Raw genomic sequence first — 18,378 nt, forward strand, 5'->3', positions numbered from 1 at the left:
AGGATCGTCCTGCCCCGTCGCGTGCCCCTCACCGTATCCAGCGGTGAGGGAGTCCTTCGAGGTTTGCCGAAGGTTGCCTCTCGAGGACCGGCGTGCCGCTGAGGCTGCGGTGGCCTGCGGCGTGTGTCCTCGCCGGGCCTCGTACCCTGGGGCGATGTCCAGAACTGATGGAGCGGCCGACGCAGGAACGCCCGATACCGGAACGCCCGATACCGGAAAGCCCGATACTGGAGCGCCCGATACCGGAGCGCCAGACGGGCGAGAGTCCAACGCGGGGGAGATCGAGGCCGGAGCACAGCTCGATGCGGCGGTCGACGAGCGGAGGTCCTGGTCCCCGGAGCGGATGAAGGTCGCAGAGGTCGCTCCGGCGCCTCCTCCTGCCGACCTCCCCGTCGACATCACGCGGGTCCGACGGATCGCGGAGCGCTGGATCCCGGAATCAGGGATTCCCTGGGCACGATGCACCTGGACCGTCGGCACCCGGCCCCTCGGCGAGGGCTGGGACAACGTGCTGTGGCCGGTGGGCGAGCTGGACGGGCGGACGCTGGTGGCACGAGTGGCCCGGCGAGCCAGCGCACGGGCGCTGCTGTCACGGGAGCTGGTCGTGCTGCGCTTCCTCGCGACGCAGGGCGCCGAACTGACGATGCAGTTCCCGAGACCCCTCGCGACCGGCCCTGATGCCATGGTGATCCCATGGATCCAGGGGGTGACAGCTGCCGCAGCGGATGACGCAGGACGCGCCGCCGTCGCACGGGAGCTGGCGCGCATGCTCGGGCAGGTGCACTCTCTGCCGGCGCCGCCGATCGAACGCAATCCGGTGCGCGGCGTCCCCCTCGCCGCGCGGGCCGATGCCTTCGCCGCAGACCTCGGACGCGCGGACCTCGGCCCCGGGCAGCGTCGACGGGCCCTCGCCCAGTGGGAACAGGGGATCATGGCGCCGGTGTGGAGCCACGAGGACCGGCTGCTGCATGGCGACCCCCATCCGGGGAATGTGGTCGTGCCCGCCGGCCCAGGCCGTTCCGCCTTGATCGACTGGGGAGATGCCACGACCGGTGACCCCGCGAGCGACCTGGGGGCTCTGCTCCTGCATGACCCCTCGGCCGAGGTGCTCGGTGACTACCGGGCCGCGGCGAGCTGGCCGGGGATCGAGGACGACGGGGTATGGGACGCGCTGATACGGCGCGCAGGCGCCTGGGGGACCCGTATGGCGCTCTCCCTGCACGGGGCCTATGGGCCGGATCATCCGCTGGGCCGATCCGGGCGCCGACTGCTGGGCGAGCGCGCCGGCTGAGCTGATCGCCCGAGAGCGTTCCGCCGGTCCACGGTCAGGAGGCGGCGTCGAGGACAGTGCCGGCAATGTTCTCCTCGAGCGCGGCCGGGGCACTCGCCAGTCGTCGACGGGCGAGCTCCGGACCCCGGCAGATCCTCTCCCGGGACGCCGACAGATCGGCGAGGACCGTGGAGGGGTCGACCCCGAGGATCGCATCGGTCGACGGCACCTCGTCGACCCAGTACGCGTCCGCCATGCTCAACATCCGGTGAGCTGCCAGGTCGAAGCCGTGCAGGCCGTGCTCATGGGCGATCTGGGTGAGGAGGGCGATCGCCCGTCGGTGCGGGCCCCGCAGACGAGGCAGGAAGACCTCCGCCGTGGCGGTGCCGGCGACGTCGCCGGAGCCCCACGGGCACGCCTCCTCCTCCGCGGGCGCCTCTTTCCCCAGGTCTGCCGGATCGCGGACGCTCGCCAGCGACTCGCCGCTGCCGAGGTCCCCGGCCCCTGCCGGGTCCTCGGCGCTCTCCGGCAGCTCGGCCAGCACGGCGTCGACGAAGCGGCGCACCTCGGGCACCGGAGGCGGCTTGCACCCGGTGGCCTGCCTCCTGTGCTCCGCGGCATAGATCCGCGTGTGGAGGTCGGCGCAGGCCGATTCGTCGTCGGCCGGCACCGGCCCTGTCCAGAATCCGAGGCGATAGATCATGACCGGGATCCTCCGCCATCGCCCCTCGACGGGAGCCGGTGCATGCACATCGTGCAGGTCACGCGGGGACGTGACCGTTCCTCCCCAGTGCCGCAGAGCCCCAGTCACCAGGGGACCTGGTGACCCGCCGAGCCGACTGCCCGCCGACCCGTCGAGCTGTCGGGTCTCAGCCCTGAACAGCTGCGCGTGAGGCGATGAAGGCCTGGACCGCGGCCTCGACGTCTGCCTCCGTGTGGGCGGCGGAGAGCTGCACGCGGATGCGGGCCTTGCCCTGGGGGACCACGGGATAGGAGAAGGCGGTGACGAACACGCCGTGGTCGAGCATGGCGTCCGCGATGCGACCGGCGAGCGCGGCATCGCCGAACATCACGGGCACGATCGCGTGCTCGCCGTCCAGCAGATCGAAGCCCTCCTCGCTCATCCGGCGGCGGAACAGCTCCGCGTTGCGGAACAGGGTCGCGCGCAGCTCGGCGCTGCCGGCGACCAGGTCGAGCGCCGCCAGGGTGGCGGCGACGATCGAGGGGGCCAGGGAGTTGGAGAACAGGTAGGGGCGGCCCTTCTGGCGCAGCATCGCGACGATCTCGCGGCGCCCGGAGACGTACCCGCCGCTCGCCCCACCCAGCGCCTTGCCGAAGGTTCCGGTGTAGAGGTCCACGCGGTTCGAGACGCCGAAGTGCTCGGGGGTCCCGGCGCCGGTGGCGCCCATGAAGCCGACGGCGTGGGAGTCGTCCACCAGCACCAGGGCGCCGTATTCGTCGGCGAGATCGCAGATGCCGTCGAGGGGAGCGAGATAGCCGTCCATGGAGAACACGCCGTCGGTGACGATGATCGTGCGCCGGGCACCCGCCCCGTCGTTCTGGTCCCTGGTCGCGTCCAGCTGGGTGCGCAGGTCCTCGAGATCGGCATTGCGGTAGCGGTACCGGGCTGCCTTGGACAGGCGGATCCCGTCGATGAGCGAGGCATGGTTCAGTGCATCGGAGATGATCGCGTCCTGCGTGCCGAACAGCGGCTCGAACACCGCGCCGTTGGCGTCGAAGCAGGACGAGAACAGGATCGTCTCCTCGGTGCCGAGGAAGGTGGAGACGGCCCGCTCGAGCTCGAGGTGCAGATCCTGGGTGCCGCAGATGAACCGCACCGACGCCATGCCGAAGCCGCGCTCGTCCAGCGCCTTCTTCGCCGCGGCGAGCAGATCCGGATGATCGGCCAGCCCGAGATAGTTGTTGGCGCAGAAGTTCAGCACCTCCGCCCCGTCGCGGCCCAGCGGCCCGGCGGTGATGCGGTTGCTCTGCGGGGTCGAGATGACCCGTTCGTGCTTGAAGGTGCCGGCCTGCTCGATCTCGGCGAGCTCGGCGGTCAGCTGGTCCTTGAGGTCCGTGTACACGGTGGTCCTTCCATCGAAGTGCGAGGGATGAGGGGGTGGTGACGTAGGTATGTGCGCAGGTACGGGTGCAGGTGCAGGTGCAGGTGCGGGCAGAGCGGAGGACCGGCGTTCAGCCGATGGTCTCCCAGTCCAGCAGGACCTTGCCGCCACGGCCGGAGCGGGCGATCTCGTAGGCCGACTCCCATTGCGAGGCCGGGACGACGTCGGAGACGGTGGCGAGCACCCGTTCGCGCAGCAGCGGGCTGGTGGAGATCATGGCGCTCATCGCGTTCCAGGTCTCGTACATCTCCCGGCCGTAGATGCCCTGCAGGGTGAGCATGTGGGTGATGACGGTGGTCCAGTCCAGCTCGAAGTGGCGGGCCGGCAGGCCGAGCAGGGCGATCCTGCCGCCGTGGTTCATGTTCGAGATCATCTCCTGCAGGGCGCTGGCCTGGCCGGAGATCTCCAGTCCCACGTCGAAGCCCTCCTTCATGCCGAGCTCGCGCTGCGCCTGGGTCATCGTGGTGGTGGCGACGTTCAGGGCGAGATCCACACCGCCGGCTCGGGCCATCTCCAGGCGATGCTCGTGGACATCGGTGATCGCGACATAGCGCGCCCCGGCATGCCGCGCCACGGCGGCGGCCATCAGCCCGATCGGTCCGGCGCCGGTGATCAGCACGTCCTCCCCGACGAGGGGGAACTTCAGCGCCGTATGGACGGCGTTGCCGAAGGGGTCGAACAACGCGCCCAGCTCCGGGGTGATCACCTCGGTGCGGCTGTCGTGCTCGTGCACCCACACGTTCAGATGGGGGATCACGACGTATTCGGCGAAGGCCCCGTCGCGCTGCACGCCGACGCTGCGGGTGCGGATGCACATCTGCTTGCGGCCGGCACGGCAGTTGCGGCACACCCCGCACACGACATGCCCCTCGCCGGAGACCCGGTCGCCGATGCGAGCGTCGGGGACCTCGGAACCCGCCTCGACGACCTCGCCGTAGAACTCGTGGCCGGGGGTGAAGGGGACCGTGTCGCACATCGCCTCCGCGGAATCGTCCCAGCCCAGGATGTGCAGGTCGGTGCCGCAGATCCCGGCACGCAGGACCCGGATCTTCACGTCCCAGGGCCCGCAGGCCGGTTCGGGGACCTCGGTCAGGGTCAGCCCGGGACCGGGCTCGGTCTTGCGCAGTGCACGCATCATCGCGGCAGAACTCCTCGTCGGTCGTCGGGCCGCGGCGGCAGGCCCGCCCCCGATGGTAGACGGGTGGATGGCTCGGATCAGCCGATGCCGTGGGCTCGCCCTCGTGCTCGGTCCGTCCGTCTGCGAGCATGAACACGCCTCGTGACCGAGAGCACGGACGCCGGAGCCGCACAGCTCTCCGGCACGGCTCTCCGGCACAGCCCCTCGACACAGCCCCTCGACACAGCCCCTCGACACAGCCCCTCGACACAGCCCCTCGACACAGCCCCTCGACTCCCAGGAGCGGATATGGCAGCACTGGAGCTCGCCCATCCCGGTACCGGCCTCTGGAGCGTGCGCAACTCCCCGGCGGATCGGGTGCCCAGCCACGGCACCACGCTCTTCGCCACCGCGCAGGCGATCGATCTGGTCCCCGTGGGGCCAGACGGTCGCACGGCGCCGTTCGGCCTGCGGTCCCTGCTGCGCCCCGAGCCCGCCCACCGTTTCCCCGGCTTCGGCCGCACGGTGCTCGCGCCCGTCGCCGGGGTGGTCGTCGCAGCGCATGGCAGCTCGCCGGACCACCCGGCGCATCGCGGGCTGCCCTCTGTCGGCTATGCCCTCACGCAGCGACGGCGGGCGGCCGGAGGATGGGAGGCCCTGGCCGGGAACCACGTGATCCTCCGCACCACGGGCGGGGAGTTCGTCGCCCTGTGCCACCTGCGCCACGGCTCGCTCCGTGTGCGCAGCGGGGAGCGGGTCCAGGTCGGCCAGGAGCTCGGGGAGTGCGGGAACTCGGGCAACAGCATGGAGCCGCACGTGCACCTGCAGGCGATGACCAGCGCCGATGCGTCCTCGGCCGAGCCGGTCCCCGTCGTGCTGCCCTCCGGGCTGCCCCGCAACGGGTCCGTGATCGATGCGGGGTGAGGGCGCCACCTCGATCACGTCCTGGCCTCGCGACGTGCCCGCGGACGATATTGCGAGGCACGGCGCGGCGGGTGCCGCTTAGAGTGGTGCACCATGACTGATCGCCCCTCCGTTCCGGAGCAGACCGTGCCCTCCGGCCCGAGGATCTCCTATCCCGCCGAGCTGCCCGTCTCCGGGCGCCGCGAGGACATCATGGAGGCGATCCGCGAGAACCAGGTCGTCGTGATCGCCGGCGCCACCGGCTCGGGCAAGACCACCCAGATCCCCAAGATGCTGCTCGAGCTCGGGTACGGGCAGAAGAATCGGCTGATCGGCCACACCCAGCCCCGGCGGATCGCCGCCCGCTCCGTCGCCCAGCGCATCGCGAGCGAGCTCGGCGAGAAACTGGGGGAGGGGACCGTCGGCTTCCAGGTGCGCTTCACCCGCGAGACCGGCCGCGGCACCCGGCTGAAGCTCATGACCGACGGCATCCTGCTCGCCGAGATCGGTCGCGACAGGCTGCTGAAGCGCTACGACGCGATCATCATCGACGAGGCCCACGAGCGGTCCCTGAACATCGACGTGATCCTCGGCTACCTCCGTCAGATCCTGCCGCAGCGACCGGACCTGAAGATCATCATCACCTCGGCGACGATCGATCCCGAACGTTTCGCCGAGCATTTCGGTCGGAGGTTGCCCTCCGGCGAGCGGAAGAGCGCCCCGATCATCGAGGTCTCCGGTCGTACCTATCCGGTCGAGATCCGCTACCGCCCGCTCGTGCTCGAGGCGGAGGTCGAGGAGGACGACGAGCTCGAGGACATCCACTCCGTCGAGCGCGATCTCACCCAGGCGATCACGGAGGCGGTCGACGAGCTCGCCGCCGAAGGCCCCGGGGACATGCTCGTCTTCCTCCCCGGGGAGCGGGAGATCCGCGAGATCTCGGAGGCGCTCACCGCCCATCTCGAGCAGGGACGCAGGGGCCGCACGGCGCTGCCGGTGGAGGTGCTGCCGCTGTTCGGCCGTCTCTCCGCCCAGGATCAGCAGAAGATCTTCAGCCCGCCCCCGTCCGGCACCTATCGCCGGATCATCCTGTCCACGAACGTCGCCGAGACGTCGCTGACCGTCCCCGGCATCGCCTATGTCATCGACGCCGGCCTCGCCCGCATCTCCCGCTACTCCCAGCGCACCAAGGTGCAGCGCCTGCCGATCGAACCGATCTCGCAGGCCAGCGCGAACCAGCGCTCAGGACGCTCCGGGCGAACCTCCGCCGGCATCGCGATCCGGCTGTTCTCCGAGGAGGACTTCGAGGGCAGGCCCGAGTTCACCGAACCGGAGATCCTGCGCACCTCGCTCGCCTCCGTGGTGCTGCTGATGACCTCGCTGGGGCTGGGGGACGTGGAGTCCTTCCCCTTCGTGGAGCCGCCCGCCTCGCGTGCCATCACCGACGGTGTGCGCCTGCTCGACGAGCTCGGGGCGATCGAGGCCGCTCCGGGCGAGCCCGGCGGCCGCCGCCTCACCCGCGTCGGCACCGCGCTGGCCCGCTTCCCGCTGGACCCCCGCATGGCACGCATGCTCATCGAGGCGCATCGCCTCGGTGCGCTGCGCGAGGTGCTGATCATCGTCGCGGCGATGTCCATCCAGGACCCGCGCGAACGGCCGCTGGGCCAGGAGCAGCAGGCCAAGGAGAAGCACAAGCGCTTCGAGGACGAGACCAGCGACTTCCTCGCCTACCTCAACCTCTGGAACCATCTCCAGGAGCGCCGCAAGGCCCTGTCTAACTCCGCGTTCCGCCGCGAGGTGCGCTCCGAGCACCTGCACTACCTGCGGATCCGGGAGTGGTGGGATCTGCACTCCCAGCTCAAGGACATGGCCAAGGACTCGGACCTCTCGCGCAACGACAGCGAGGCCTCCCCGCAGGCGATCCACCAGGCGCTGCTGTCCGGCCTGCTCTCCCACGTCGGTCTGCAGGACGACCGCACCCGCGAGTACTCCGGCGCCCGCGGCGCCCGTTTCGCGCTGTGGCCCGGATCGGCGCTGGCCAAGAAGCGCCCTGATTACGTGATGGTCGCCGAGCTGGTGGAGACCTCACGGCTCTGGGGCCGCACTGCGGCCCGCATCGACCCGGCCTGGGCGGAGGAGACCGGCGCGCATGTGGTCAAGCGCTCCCACTCCGCGCCGCACTGGTCCTCGAAGCAGGCCAGCGCCATGGCGCACGAGAAGGTCACCCTCTACGGGGTGCCGATCGTCGCGGACCGCGTGGTCGGCTACGGACGCATCGACCCCCCGGCCGCCCGCGAGATCTTCCTCCAGAAGGCCCTGATCGAGGGCGACTGGCGCACCCGCCACCACTTCTTCCGGGACAACCGCGCCCTGATCACCGAGCTCGAGGAGCTCGAGGCGAAGACCCGGCGCCGGGATCTGCTGATCTCCGACGAGCAGCTCTTCCGCTTCTACGACGAGCGGATCCCCACCGAGGTCGTCTCCGGCGCCCACTTCGACAGCTGGTGGAAGAAGCAGCGCCACCAGACGCCGGACCTGCTCACCCTCACCGAGAAGGATCTGCTGGCTGCCGATGAGGGCGTGGCCGAGGCGATCGAGGCGGACTTCCCCGACACCTGGGTGCAGGGCGACATCACGCTGCCGCTGAGCTACTCCTTCGGGGACGTGGGCGCGAAGGGCACCGACGGGGTCACCGCCACGATCCCGCTCGCGGTCCTGAACCGCCTGCAGGACCGCGGCTTCGACTGGCTGGTCCCCGGAATGCGCGAGGAGCTGGTCACCGAGCTGATCCGCTCGTTGCCCAAGACGATCCGCCGGCACCTGGTTCCCGCGCCGGACCGCGCGAAGTCGGTCGCCGCGACGCTGCACGACGACGACCCCGACGCCGGGGAGGCCTTCCTCGAGGCGGTCGCCGACGAGCTCGTGGCCCTGCCCGGCGTCCCGGACGATCTGCAGCTCTACGGCGCCGAGTTCGACACGGCGAAGCTCCCCGCCCACCTGCGGATGCATTTCCGGGTGGTCGACGACAAGGGCCGCGAGATCGGCTCCGGGGACGGCCTGGAGACGCTCAAGGACCGGCTGAAGAAGAGGGTGGACGCCTCGGTCACCGCGCAGGCCGACGGCCTCGCCCGGAAGGACGTTCCCGGGTTCCCCGAGGACGGCGTGGCGATGATCCATGAATCCACGGTGGGCGGGCTGAAGGTCACCGGCTATCCCTCGCTGGTCGCGCGCCGAGGCGCCGACGGCCGGCTGGAGAGGGTGGACCTCGCCGTGCTCGCGACCGCCGACGAGCAGGCTCTCGCCCATCCGCAGGGCGTGATCGCCCTGCTCGACCGCGATCTCGGCTCCGATCTCTCCACCGTGCTCAACGCCCTGCCCAATCCGACCAAGCTCGCGGTCGCCGGATCGGACTACGGGTCCACGGCGGCCCTGCTCGCAGATGCCTCCCGGGCGGCGACCGTGCACCTGGCCGGCTCGGCCCAGGTGCGCACGCGGGCGGAGTACGACGCGCTCGCGGCGACGGTCCGTGCACGCCACGACCAGGTCGCCGCGCAGGCGGTGAAGGACGCCGCCGCCGCGCTCGCGGTCAACGCGAAGCTGGCCAAGGAGCTGGGGAGGGCCCCGTCGCTCGCGGTGCTGTCCCACCTCACGCAGATCAAGGAGCACGCCGCCTCCCTGCTCGGGAACGGGTTCATCTCCCGCACGGGCATCGACCACCTGCCCGACCTGCGCCGCTACCTCGAGGCCGACGCGATGCGGCTGGACAAGCTGCCCGAGAACCCGCGCCGCGACGAGCAGCTCGCCTGGCAGATCCGCGACCTCGAGCAGCACTGGGCCACCGCGAAGGCGAAGCTGTCCGCACGGCGCCGTGCCGAGCCGGCGGCCCGGGAGATCGACTGGCTGATCGAGGAGTTCCGGGTCAGCCTGTTCGCACAGACCCTGGGTACGAAGCAGACGGTCTCCGACAAGCGCATCCGCAAGGCGATCGCCGACCTCGGCTGAACTCCGGAGGCCGTGCCGCACTCCGTGGGCCGGGTCGTGGGCGGTGTGCCCGTCGGTGGGTCCGCGTGCCCGGGGCGCCGCTGCGTGTCGCCGTTGCGCGTCCCCGGGGCGCCGCTGCGTGTTCCCGGGACGTCCCGGTGCGGTCCGGCATGTGCCTCGGCGTCAGCACAGAGCGTGGTGCGCGGCACGCCGGGGCTGTCCCCGCGGTCACAGTGCAGAACTTTTACAACTCCTCTCGGTGCGGTCGGCCCGGCGGAGTCGGAATTCCGGCCCGACGCCCGATGCGCGGCGACGACCAGGAGCGATGCCCCGAACCCACGGTCACAGCGCAGGTCGGGTTCAGGTCAAGGCGATGAAAAGACCGATGCCGTTCTCGCCCCGTGCTCCGGACCAGGCCCTTCACGCGCCGTGATCATCTCGTTACGTTGGCACGGCCCGGAGCGAACCGGGCGGCTCCCCCTGCTCCCGCACCGTGTAAGGACCTCTGCTCCATGGCTGACTCCCTGACCGCTCCGCTCACCCGTCGTCGGCTCCTGCTCGCCGGCGCGCTCGGCCTCGCGGCCGCCACCTCGGTGGCGACGATCGCCCCTGCCAGCGCCGCCGACGAGGAATGGACCGAGGAGTTCATGACCCGCCCGGAGACTCGCGAGGGCTTCCTGGTCGACGACATGGACGACTGGCAGGTCGACAACGCCCGGTTCATCATCGCTGTGTGCAAGGGGCATGGTCTCGGAGAGTCCGCCGCGGTGATCACGCTGATCACGGCGATCGTGGAGTCCTGGCTGTACAACTACGATCCTGCCGTGGACGCCGATTCGGGCGGCCTGTTCCAGCAGCGCCCGTCGATGGGCTGGGGAACGGCCGCCGAGGTGCGCCACAAGAAGAAGGCGGTCGACGCCTTCCTCGGGCTGTCCGAGCATTCGCAGAACGCGGGCCTCACCCAGCTGGTCGCGGATCCCGAATCCTGGGATCCGGGCACCGCGGCGCAGACCGTGCAGTCCTCCGCCTTCCCGGACCGCTATGCCGAACAGGTCGCCAACGCGCGACTCCTCTGGCAGCGCCACGCCGCCGACGTGGACGCCTTCACCGACTGATCGGGACCAGGACCGAGCTGCTCAGCGACGGCACGACGCCGTCTGTCACGGAGGAGGGGCCGTGCCTCGGCACGGCGGTGTCCCCGGTCGTGGGGCCAGGAGTGATGTGGATGTCCGGTGAGCGTCGGAGCGGCGCGCCCCCACAGACCACGTGACGTCGTTACGCTGAGCCCATGTCACCGTTGCCATCTGTGAGTTACTCCATCACGATCCGACTCGAGTTCGCGGCGCGATCCGCCGCGGTCAGCGACATCACCAGCAGGATCGAGAAACGCGGGGCCACGGTCACCGCGCTCGATGTCTCGGCCTCCGGGCCCGAGCGGATGCGCGCTGATATCACCGTCCTCACCGCGGGTCACGATCACGCCATCGAGGTCGTCGACGACCTCAAGCAGGTCGAGGGGGTCGAGCTCGGGAAGGTCTCGGACCGCACCTTCCTCGCCCACCTCGGCGGCAAGCTCACCGTCGAGTCCAAGCTGCCGATCCGCCACCGTGACGACCTCTCGATGATCTACACCCCGGGCGTCGCCCGCGTGGTCAAGGCGATCGCCGAGAACCCCGAGGATGCCCGCCGCCTGACCATCAAGCGCAACACCGTCGCCGTGGTCTCGGACGGCTCCGCGATCCTGGGACTGGGCGATCTCGGCCCGCTCGCCGCGATGCCGGTGATGGAGGGCAAGGCCGCCCTCTTCAAGCGCTTCGCCAACATCGACGCCTTCCCGATCTGCCTGGACGCCCACTCGGTCGACGACATCGTCTCCCACGTCAAGGCGATCGCCCCGGTGTTCGCCGGCATCAACCTCGAGGACATCTCGGCGCCCCGCTGCTTCGAGATCGAGGACCGGCTGCGCGCCGAGCTGGACATCCCCGTCTTCCATGACGATCAGCACGGCACGGCGATCGTCGTCGTCGCCGCGCTGCGCAACGCCCTGCGCGTGGTGGAGAAGGACATCTCCACAGCGCGGATCGTGCTCTCCGGCGCCGGGGCGGCCGGGACGGCGATCCTGCGGCTGCTGCGCGCCGCCGGCGCTCGCGACGTCATCGTCACCGACATCGACGGGATCGTCCACGAGGGGCGCGAGCAGCTCGAGGGCCGCCTGCCCTGGATCGCCGAGGTCACCAACCCGCGTGAGCTGACCGGCACGCTCCACGATGCGGTGGCCGGGGCCGATGTGTTCATCGGTGTCAGCGCCGGGGACATCCTCACCGCCGATGACGTCTCGACGATGGCCGAGCGATCCATCGTGTTCGCGATGGCGAACCCCACCCCGGAGATCGATCCGGCCGAGGCCGCCAAGTACGCCGAGGTCGTCGCCACCGGGCGCAGCGACTTCGCCAACCAGATCAACAACGTGCTGGCGTTCCCGGGCGTCTTCCGCGGGCTGCTCGATGCCCACGCGACCCGTGTCACCGATCGGATGCTGCTGGCGGCCGCGAAGGCGCTGGCCGACGTCGTCTCCACCGAGGAGCTCAACCCCACCTACATCGTGCCGAGCGTCTTCCACGAGGGCGTCACGAAGGCGGTGGCCGCGGCCGTCGAGCAGGTCGCACGGGAGGATGCCGGGACGATCGACACGATCACCGGTGCGATGCCCGCGATCTACGCGGACGAGATCACCCTCGAAGGGTGATCGGCCCGGTCCAGCACCACTGGGCGGGGGCGAACACCGGATCCGTGTTCGCCACCGCCCATGAGGTTGCTGGATCCTGCCCAGGCGCCACCGTCGTGCCTGGACACCCACGAAGCTCGATTAGGCTAGCCGTATGCAAAAAGGTATTGCTCTGGTTCGCCGCCGTAACGCGCTCCGTGGCATGGCCGCTGTGGGGCTCTTGGGCGTAGGTGTGGGAGCGGTGGGAGGGGCAGGTCTGGCGAGCAGGTGGCCGCTCGGACCGAATTGGGTCGAGCGAGATCTCGAGTTCAACCTCGATCTCGCCTCGCCCTACGTCATCACGTACGAGGGCACCTATCCGCCGAAGAAGGACATCGATTCCGATGGAATCGTCATCACGGAATATGCAGGTTCCCGCGTCTATCATCCCGTAGATGCCTGCTGGTACCTGTTCCCACAGTTGCACAGCTACGAGGCTGATGGCGATAAGGCCCGACTGGAATCCGTGTTGAACACTACCCAGCACTTGCTCGACGGAGCGGAGGAGCACGAGCTCCCGCGGGAGGTGGGCGAGAGCAAGACGGACGTCTCCACGTGGTTCCCCTACCACTTCGAGCATCGCCCGGGCGGTCTCGAGAATGGTCCTCCGTGGTACTCCGGCATGGCGCAAGGGATGATGTTGTCTCATCTTGTCCGCTTGTACGAGGTCACCGGTGAGCAGGAGTGGCTGGATCACGCGCACCTCGTCTTCAACTCGTTCCGCCACTATCGAAACGGCGACGAGGCGAACGAGGGCCCTTGGTTCGTCTCCTTCGTTGATCGGGACGACCGCAGGTTCACGACATTCGAGGAGTACCCCTCCCGGAACCCGGATCAGCTGTCGAGCGTGGTGAACGGGAACGTCTATGCCATGTGGGGCGTCTACGATTATCTCCGCGTGACGGAGGATCGGTACGCCGGCAAGATTCTGGGCCGTGCTATCTCCTCGCTGATCGAATCGTTCGAGGACTACCGAGCTCCGGGAAACCCCTCCTTGTACGGGTTGAGCCCCTGGAGCCATGTTGTCTGGTTCAATCCTGAGAGTTATCACAACGGTGTGGTGTCGATCCTGCGAAGGACAGCAGATTTTTGTGGCGATGAGCAGTTGAGGGCCCAGGCGGATCTCCTTGCTGAAGACTCGAGTGCTGAGTAGCGATGCGACATCAGGGAATTGTTCTGTCGCAGTTCTCATCAGATCTCATGCGGCGGTCGACGCTGCGCCCGTCAGCGAATTCGCGGGTGACCCTGCGCGCTGACCGCCCGCGCTTTCCACACCAGCTCCCGATCTTCTCGGCCGCCGGAGCCGGGATGGGCTGGCCCGGACCGGCGCCCCTCCCAGGAGGCGCGCACGACGTCCGGGCTCGTCTCTGCGGAGATGGGGTGCTCTGGCCGAGCTGCGGAGGAGTAGATTGCGTAAGCGGGTTACGTAATCGCCACGAAGTGTGTAGCGTGATTACATGTCGTTCGCATCACACCCGATCACGGGGCTCGATCTCCTGCTCACCGATCCCGCACTCGTCCGTGGGGGACGGGCCGGTCTGCTGACGCACTTCGCCGCGGTGACCTCTGATCTCTCGCGAGGGGTGGATGCCCTGGTGGATGCCGGGGTCGACGTGCGCTGTCTGATCTCCCCGGAGCATGGCTACTGGGGGACAGGGCAGGCGGGGGACGGCCAGGACGAGGACAGGGACCGAGCTACAGGCCTGCCCGTGCTCGATGCCTATGGGCTGGACAGCGAGGCCCTGGAGCCGCTGCTCGCCGATGCAGGTGTCGATCGTGTCGTCGTCGATCTGCAGGACATCGGGTGTCGCTTCTACACGTACATGTGGAGCATGGTCGACGTGATGGGCGCCTGCGCCCGGCTCGGTCTGCCCGTCACCGTGCTCGACAGGCCTGCACCTCTGGCCACGACGGTGCTCGGCCCCGGGGTCGACCCGAGCTGCGCGAGCTTCGTCGGCCGTCTCGGAGTCCCGCTGCGCCACGGGGCACGGCTCGGGGACATTGCTCGCACGATCGCTGCCGGCCACCTCGACGAGACGCTGGACCTCCAGATCATCGAGGCCCCCGGGGTTGACGGCGCCGCTCCGTGGGTCGCCCCTTCGCCCAACATGCCGACGCTGACCACGGTCGCGCTGTATCCCGGGACCGGGCTTCTCGAGGGCACGGCGCTGAGCGAAGGGCGTGGCACCACTCGTCCCTTCGAGCTGTTCGGGGCCCCGTGGTGCGGCCCCGAGCTCACCGCGCACCTGCGTGAGCTCGAGCTGCCAGGGGTGCGCTTCCGGGAGGCGAACTACCGGCCCACCCACAGCACTTTCGCCGGTGAGCGCGTTCACGGAGTCCAGGTGCACCCGGCCGCGCAGGAAGGATCTGTGGGTTCGGCAGGAGCCGCTGGGCTCGCTGGGCCTGAGGCGCCCCTCGAGAACTTCGACCCGTTGCGCGTAGGCCACGCGATCATCGCGACCGTCGCCGCCCTCTACCCGGACCAGCCGCTATGGCGGGAGCCCGCTCCTGGGCGGCCGGAGTTCATCGACCTGCTGTGGGGGTCCTCCGTGCTGCGCGAGGGCATCGCGGACGGCGCGAGCTTCGAGGAGATCCTCGCTGCGTCCCCGGCCCCGATCGAGCTCCTCGGATGACGGGGTTCCGGCTCCGCGACGGGCTGCGCCCCGGAGACCTCGCCGCGTTGAGCGCCTTGAGCACCAGCTCCGCAACCGCCGTCCTCAGCGTCGACCGACTGCGTGATCTGCTCAAGCTGGACCAGGATGAGGGCACCGACGTGATCATCGTCGAGACGGGGAACGGCCCGGCCGGGTACGTCCATGTCGATGTCGCGGCCGGCGGGGGAGCGGCCTGGATCGTCAGCGGCGCCGTGGATCCTTCACAGCGCCGACGAGGCATCGGCACGGCTCTTCTGACCGCGGCTGCTGAAGCTGCTCGCCGCCGTGGCGTCGACACCGTACAGATCAGTGGGCGTCCGTACGGTTACGCCGCCCCCGGGGTGGACGTGGAGGCTGACCCGGGGGCTGCTGCCTTCCTCGAGGCACAGGGTGCCCGGCCCCTCGGGCGGGCGCTGTCCATGCATCGCACCCTCCACGATCTCGGCTCGGGCTCCGGGAAGTCCGCAACAGCTGTCCGGACCTGCACGCTCGAGGACCTGGGCTCGCTGCTCTCCATGGTGAGCGAGCACCTCGACCAGGAGTGGACCGAGACCTTGAGTCGCTACGTGGAGGGCGGCGGCATACTCGGCCGGATCCTGCTCGCCCACGCCTCCTCCGGGGAGCTGCTCGGCTTCGCCTGCTGGGGCGTCGTCGGCCGCGATCCTGCACGGTTCGGGCCCTTCGGGGTGGCCCCCGTCTCACGCGGCCACGGGGCCGGCGGCGCACTGCTGGACGCCGCCCTGCACCGGATGGCAGGGGAGGGCCTGGCCCACGCCTGGTTCCAATGGACCGGCCCCGGCAGCCCGGCGCACCGTCTCTACACCTCACGCGGCTTCACGCCCCTGCGCACCTTCACCCCCTACGCACTGCCCACGGGCCACGTCGACGTGACCCGCAGCCAGGAAGGAATCACCCGATGACACCAGAGGTCACCCGCCGAGCACTGATGCTCGGCTCAGTCGGCGCTACAGGAGCGACCGCACTCGCAGGCTGCGGGGGCGAGACCGTCTCGGACGAGGACCGGCCTGTCCGGATCAAGGCGTCCGATACCACCTTGTTCCAGCCCAACTTCAATCCCTATTCAGGGCAGGCTCTGCAGGGTGCGAGCGGGCTTATCTATGAGCCCCTGCAAGTGGTCACGGCGATGGACATCGAGAATCCCGAGCAATGGCTGGCCAAGACCTTCACCTGGAACGAGGACGGGACCATGCTCACCGCCGCCCTGCGCGACGGTGTCATGTGGACAGACGGCGAGCCCTTCGACGCCGAGGACGTCGTCTTCACATTCCTCATGATGAGGGACTTCCCCGCAGCCAACACGGCTGCCCTCTCGATAGTCGACGTTGTCGCGGTGGACTCGATGACGGTGGAGATCACGTTCGAGACCACGACATTCGCCCAGGAGGCGACGATCGGAGCCCTCCCCATCGTCCCGGAGCACATTTTCTCCGCCTTCGAAGATCCCGCAGCGGAGCAGGTCGAGGTGCCTATCGGGACCGGCCCTTACACGCTCGACAGATTCTCCGATCAGCTTTACACGTTCGTGCGCAATGACAGCCACTGGATTGCCGAGGAGTTCGCCGCGAAGCATCTCGCCTGGCCTTCTTATACGAGCCAGACCATGGCGACGGCGATGCAGGCGGGTGACATCGACTGGGCGGGTGACTTCATCGCGAACATCGACAAGATCTTCGTGGAGAAGGATCCGGAGCACCGTGGGCACTGGTATCCGGGCAACGGCGTCTTCAATCTGACCTTTGACCTCGAGAAGGAGCTCTGGCAGGACCTCGAGCTGCGCCGCGGGATCAGCCTGGCCATCGACCGCCAGGAGCTCTCCGACATCGCCATGCTCGGGTACGTCGATGTTCCTCATCCGACGGCACTACCCCGCCCGACCTTCGAGGAGTTCATCCGGGAGGATCTCCGCGATCGGGAGTTCGTCTTCGACCCGGACGAGGCGGAGCGGGTTCTCGACGAGGCGGGCTATGAACGAGGGTCGGACGGTGTCCGGGCCGCTCCGGATGGGACCCCGCTGTCCTTCTCGTTACAGATCCCTTCGGATTACAACGACTGGGTGATCGCCACCCAGGTGCTCGACGAGCAGCTGCGACGGATCGGGATCGAGTTCACTCCCCAGGGTGTGTCCTTCGAGGCGTGGACCGAGAACCGGGACATGGGCAACTTCGACGTCACCCTCTCCATCGTCGCCGCAGGCCAGGGCCCGTGGTTCATGTACCGATCGATGCTGTCCTCGCGGCACGCGCCCGATGAGGACGGCAGGGTGTTCGCGAACTTCCAGCGCTGGTACGACGAGGAGACCGATGAACTGCTGAACGCCTTCGCCAGCACCGAGGACGAGGCGGAGCAGTCGGTCGCGATCGACGGATTGCAGCGGATCGTCGTCGACAAGCTGCCCGCGATCCCGATCATCACTGCCCCGAACTGGTTCAACTACAACACCAAGTACTGGACGGGGTTCCCTTCCGAGGAGAACCCCTACGCACTCGGATCGCCTGTGAACGGCCCGGACCGGCTAATCATCCTGCGTCGACTGTCCCGGACCGCGAGCTGACGGAGGCCGCCCCTATGAAATTTCTGCTTCGAAAGCTCGGTCTGTACGCGTTCATCGCGTGGGCTGCGCTGACCCTCAACTTCCTCATCCCTCGTCTGATGCCTGGGGACCCGGTGAGCATTCTCATCGCTGGGTCGGAAGGTCAGATCGACGCGGACGCCCGGGACGCCATAGCGGCCCAGTTCGGCATCTCCGACGATCCTCTGTTCATCCAGTACGTCCACTACCTCCTCGATCTCCTCCACCTCGACCTCGGCGTCTCGCTCAGCCAGTACCCGGTCCCGGTGCTGGACATCATCAGTCAATCCCTGCCCTGGACGGTGGGTCTGGTGGGCGTTTCGACAGTGATCGGCTTTGTTCTCGGCACCGGCCTCGGCGTCGTTCTCGCCTGGCGACGAGGAACCTGGTCCGACCACGTGCTGCCGGGGCTCACGTTCCTCAACGCCATCCCGTATTTCTGGATGGCCCTGATCCTGGTCATGCTGCTCTCGGTGACCGTGAACATCTTCCCGGCCGGTGGTGGGTACGACCGGGCGATCTTCCCTGAGCCCACGGCGCAGTTCGCAGCATCGGTGCTTTACCACGCCGCGTTGCCCGCGCTCACGATCGTCATCGGCGCGTTCGCCGGGTGGGTGCTCCAGATGCGGAACATGACCGTGACGATCATGGGAGAGGACTACGTCTCCATGGCCGAAGCGAAGGGTCTGCCCCCGCGGATGGTCCTGTTCGGATATGCCGCGCGCAATGCGATCCTGCCCAGCGTCACCGGGTTCGCGCTCGCCATCGGTGCGGTCGTGGGCGGATCGATGCTGACCGAGGTCATCTTCAACTATCCCGGTCTTGGATATGCGCTCTTCCAAGCCGTCAGCGCTCAGGATTTCCCGCTCATGCAGGGGCTGTTCCTGATCATCTCGCTGGCGGTGATCGTGGCGAACCTGATTGCTGACATCGCCTATGTGTTCCTCGATCCCAGAACCCGACAGGGGGCCTGAGC

Annotated in this window: 13 protein-coding genes; 10 read left to right on the forward strand and 3 right to left on the reverse strand. The window is 68.9% G+C overall.

Annotated elements, in window-relative coordinates; genetic code table 11:
- Positions 1-154 precede the first annotated feature (154 nt).
- Complete coding sequence (locus ABD093_RS02760) at positions 155-1,291, forward strand: phosphotransferase (protein ID WP_343922266.1); 1,137 nt, start codon at positions 155-157, stop codon at positions 1,289-1,291.
- A 34-nt stretch (positions 1,292-1,325) separates the two neighbouring features.
- Here the strand turns inward: ABD093_RS02760 and ABD093_RS02765 are convergent, their stop codons facing one another.
- The 3 genes from ABD093_RS02765 to tdh all read right to left on the reverse strand — a co-directional run bounded on the left by ABD093_RS02765 (position 1,326) and on the right by tdh (position 4,528).
- On the reverse strand, positions 1,326-1,973 hold the full coding sequence (locus ABD093_RS02765; protein ID WP_193118311.1) for a hypothetical protein: 648 nt from the start codon (positions 1,971-1,973) through the stop codon (positions 1,326-1,328).
- 166 nt (positions 1,974-2,139) lie between these two features.
- Positions 2,140-3,354, reverse strand: coding sequence for a glycine C-acetyltransferase (locus ABD093_RS02770; RefSeq protein ID WP_343922269.1), 1,215 nt, complete (start codon positions 3,352-3,354; stop codon positions 2,140-2,142).
- Between the two features lie 109 nt (positions 3,355-3,463).
- Complete coding sequence (tdh, locus tag ABD093_RS02775; protein ID WP_343922321.1) at positions 3,464-4,528, reverse strand: L-threonine 3-dehydrogenase; 1,065 nt, start codon at positions 4,526-4,528, stop codon at positions 3,464-3,466.
- 291 nt (positions 4,529-4,819) lie between these two features.
- Here tdh and ABD093_RS02780 point away from each other — a divergent pair, with 291 nt between their 5' ends.
- From ABD093_RS02780 to ABD093_RS02820, 9 genes are all read left to right on the forward strand, one after another.
- Positions 4,820-5,434: a M23 family metallopeptidase gene (locus ABD093_RS02780; RefSeq protein ID WP_343922271.1), complete on the forward strand. Its 615-nt coding sequence runs from the start codon at positions 4,820-4,822 to the stop codon at positions 5,432-5,434.
- A 93-nt stretch (positions 5,435-5,527) separates the two neighbouring features.
- On the forward strand, positions 5,528-9,415 hold the full coding sequence (gene hrpA / locus ABD093_RS02785) for an ATP-dependent RNA helicase HrpA (protein ID WP_343922273.1): 3,888 nt from the start codon (positions 5,528-5,530) through the stop codon (positions 9,413-9,415).
- A 491-nt stretch (positions 9,416-9,906) separates the two neighbouring features.
- Complete coding sequence (locus ABD093_RS02790; RefSeq protein WP_343922275.1) at positions 9,907-10,509, forward strand: hypothetical protein; 603 nt, start codon at positions 9,907-9,909, stop codon at positions 10,507-10,509.
- A gap of 173 nt (positions 10,510-10,682) precedes the next feature.
- Positions 10,683-12,140: an NAD-dependent malic enzyme gene (locus ABD093_RS02795; protein WP_343922277.1), complete on the forward strand. Its 1,458-nt coding sequence runs from the start codon at positions 10,683-10,685 to the stop codon at positions 12,138-12,140.
- Positions 12,141-12,273: 133 nt separating this feature from the next.
- Positions 12,274-13,311 (forward strand): D-glucuronyl C5-epimerase family protein, encoded by a 1,038-nt coding sequence (locus ABD093_RS02800; protein ID WP_343922279.1) that lies wholly within the window; start codon positions 12,274-12,276, stop codon positions 13,309-13,311.
- 304 nt (positions 13,312-13,615) lie between these two features.
- Positions 13,616-14,791 carry an exo-beta-N-acetylmuramidase NamZ family protein gene (locus ABD093_RS02805; RefSeq protein ID WP_343922281.1) on the forward strand — a complete coding sequence of 392 codons (1,176 nt, stop codon included), beginning with the start codon at positions 13,616-13,618 and terminating at the stop codon, positions 14,789-14,791.
- Positions 14,792-14,847: 56 nt separating this feature from the next.
- Positions 14,848-15,732, forward strand: coding sequence for a GNAT family N-acetyltransferase (locus ABD093_RS02810; RefSeq protein ID WP_343922283.1), 885 nt, complete (start codon positions 14,848-14,850; stop codon positions 15,730-15,732).
- On the forward strand, positions 15,729-17,384 hold the full coding sequence (locus tag ABD093_RS02815; protein WP_343922285.1) for an ABC transporter substrate-binding protein: 1,656 nt from the start codon (positions 15,729-15,731) through the stop codon (positions 17,382-17,384). The genes ABD093_RS02810 and ABD093_RS02815 overlap by 4 nt, the downstream gene beginning before the upstream one ends.
- Positions 17,385-17,398: 14 nt before the next feature.
- Complete coding sequence (locus ABD093_RS02820; protein ID WP_343922287.1) at positions 17,399-18,376, forward strand: ABC transporter permease; 978 nt, start codon at positions 17,399-17,401, stop codon at positions 18,374-18,376.
- Positions 18,377-18,378: the final 2 nt, after the last annotated feature.

The sequence above is a fragment of the Brachybacterium tyrofermentans genome (assembly GCF_039526165.1).
In the GTDB taxonomy this organism is placed as follows: domain Bacteria; phylum Actinomycetota; class Actinomycetes; order Actinomycetales; family Dermabacteraceae; genus Brachybacterium; species Brachybacterium tyrofermentans.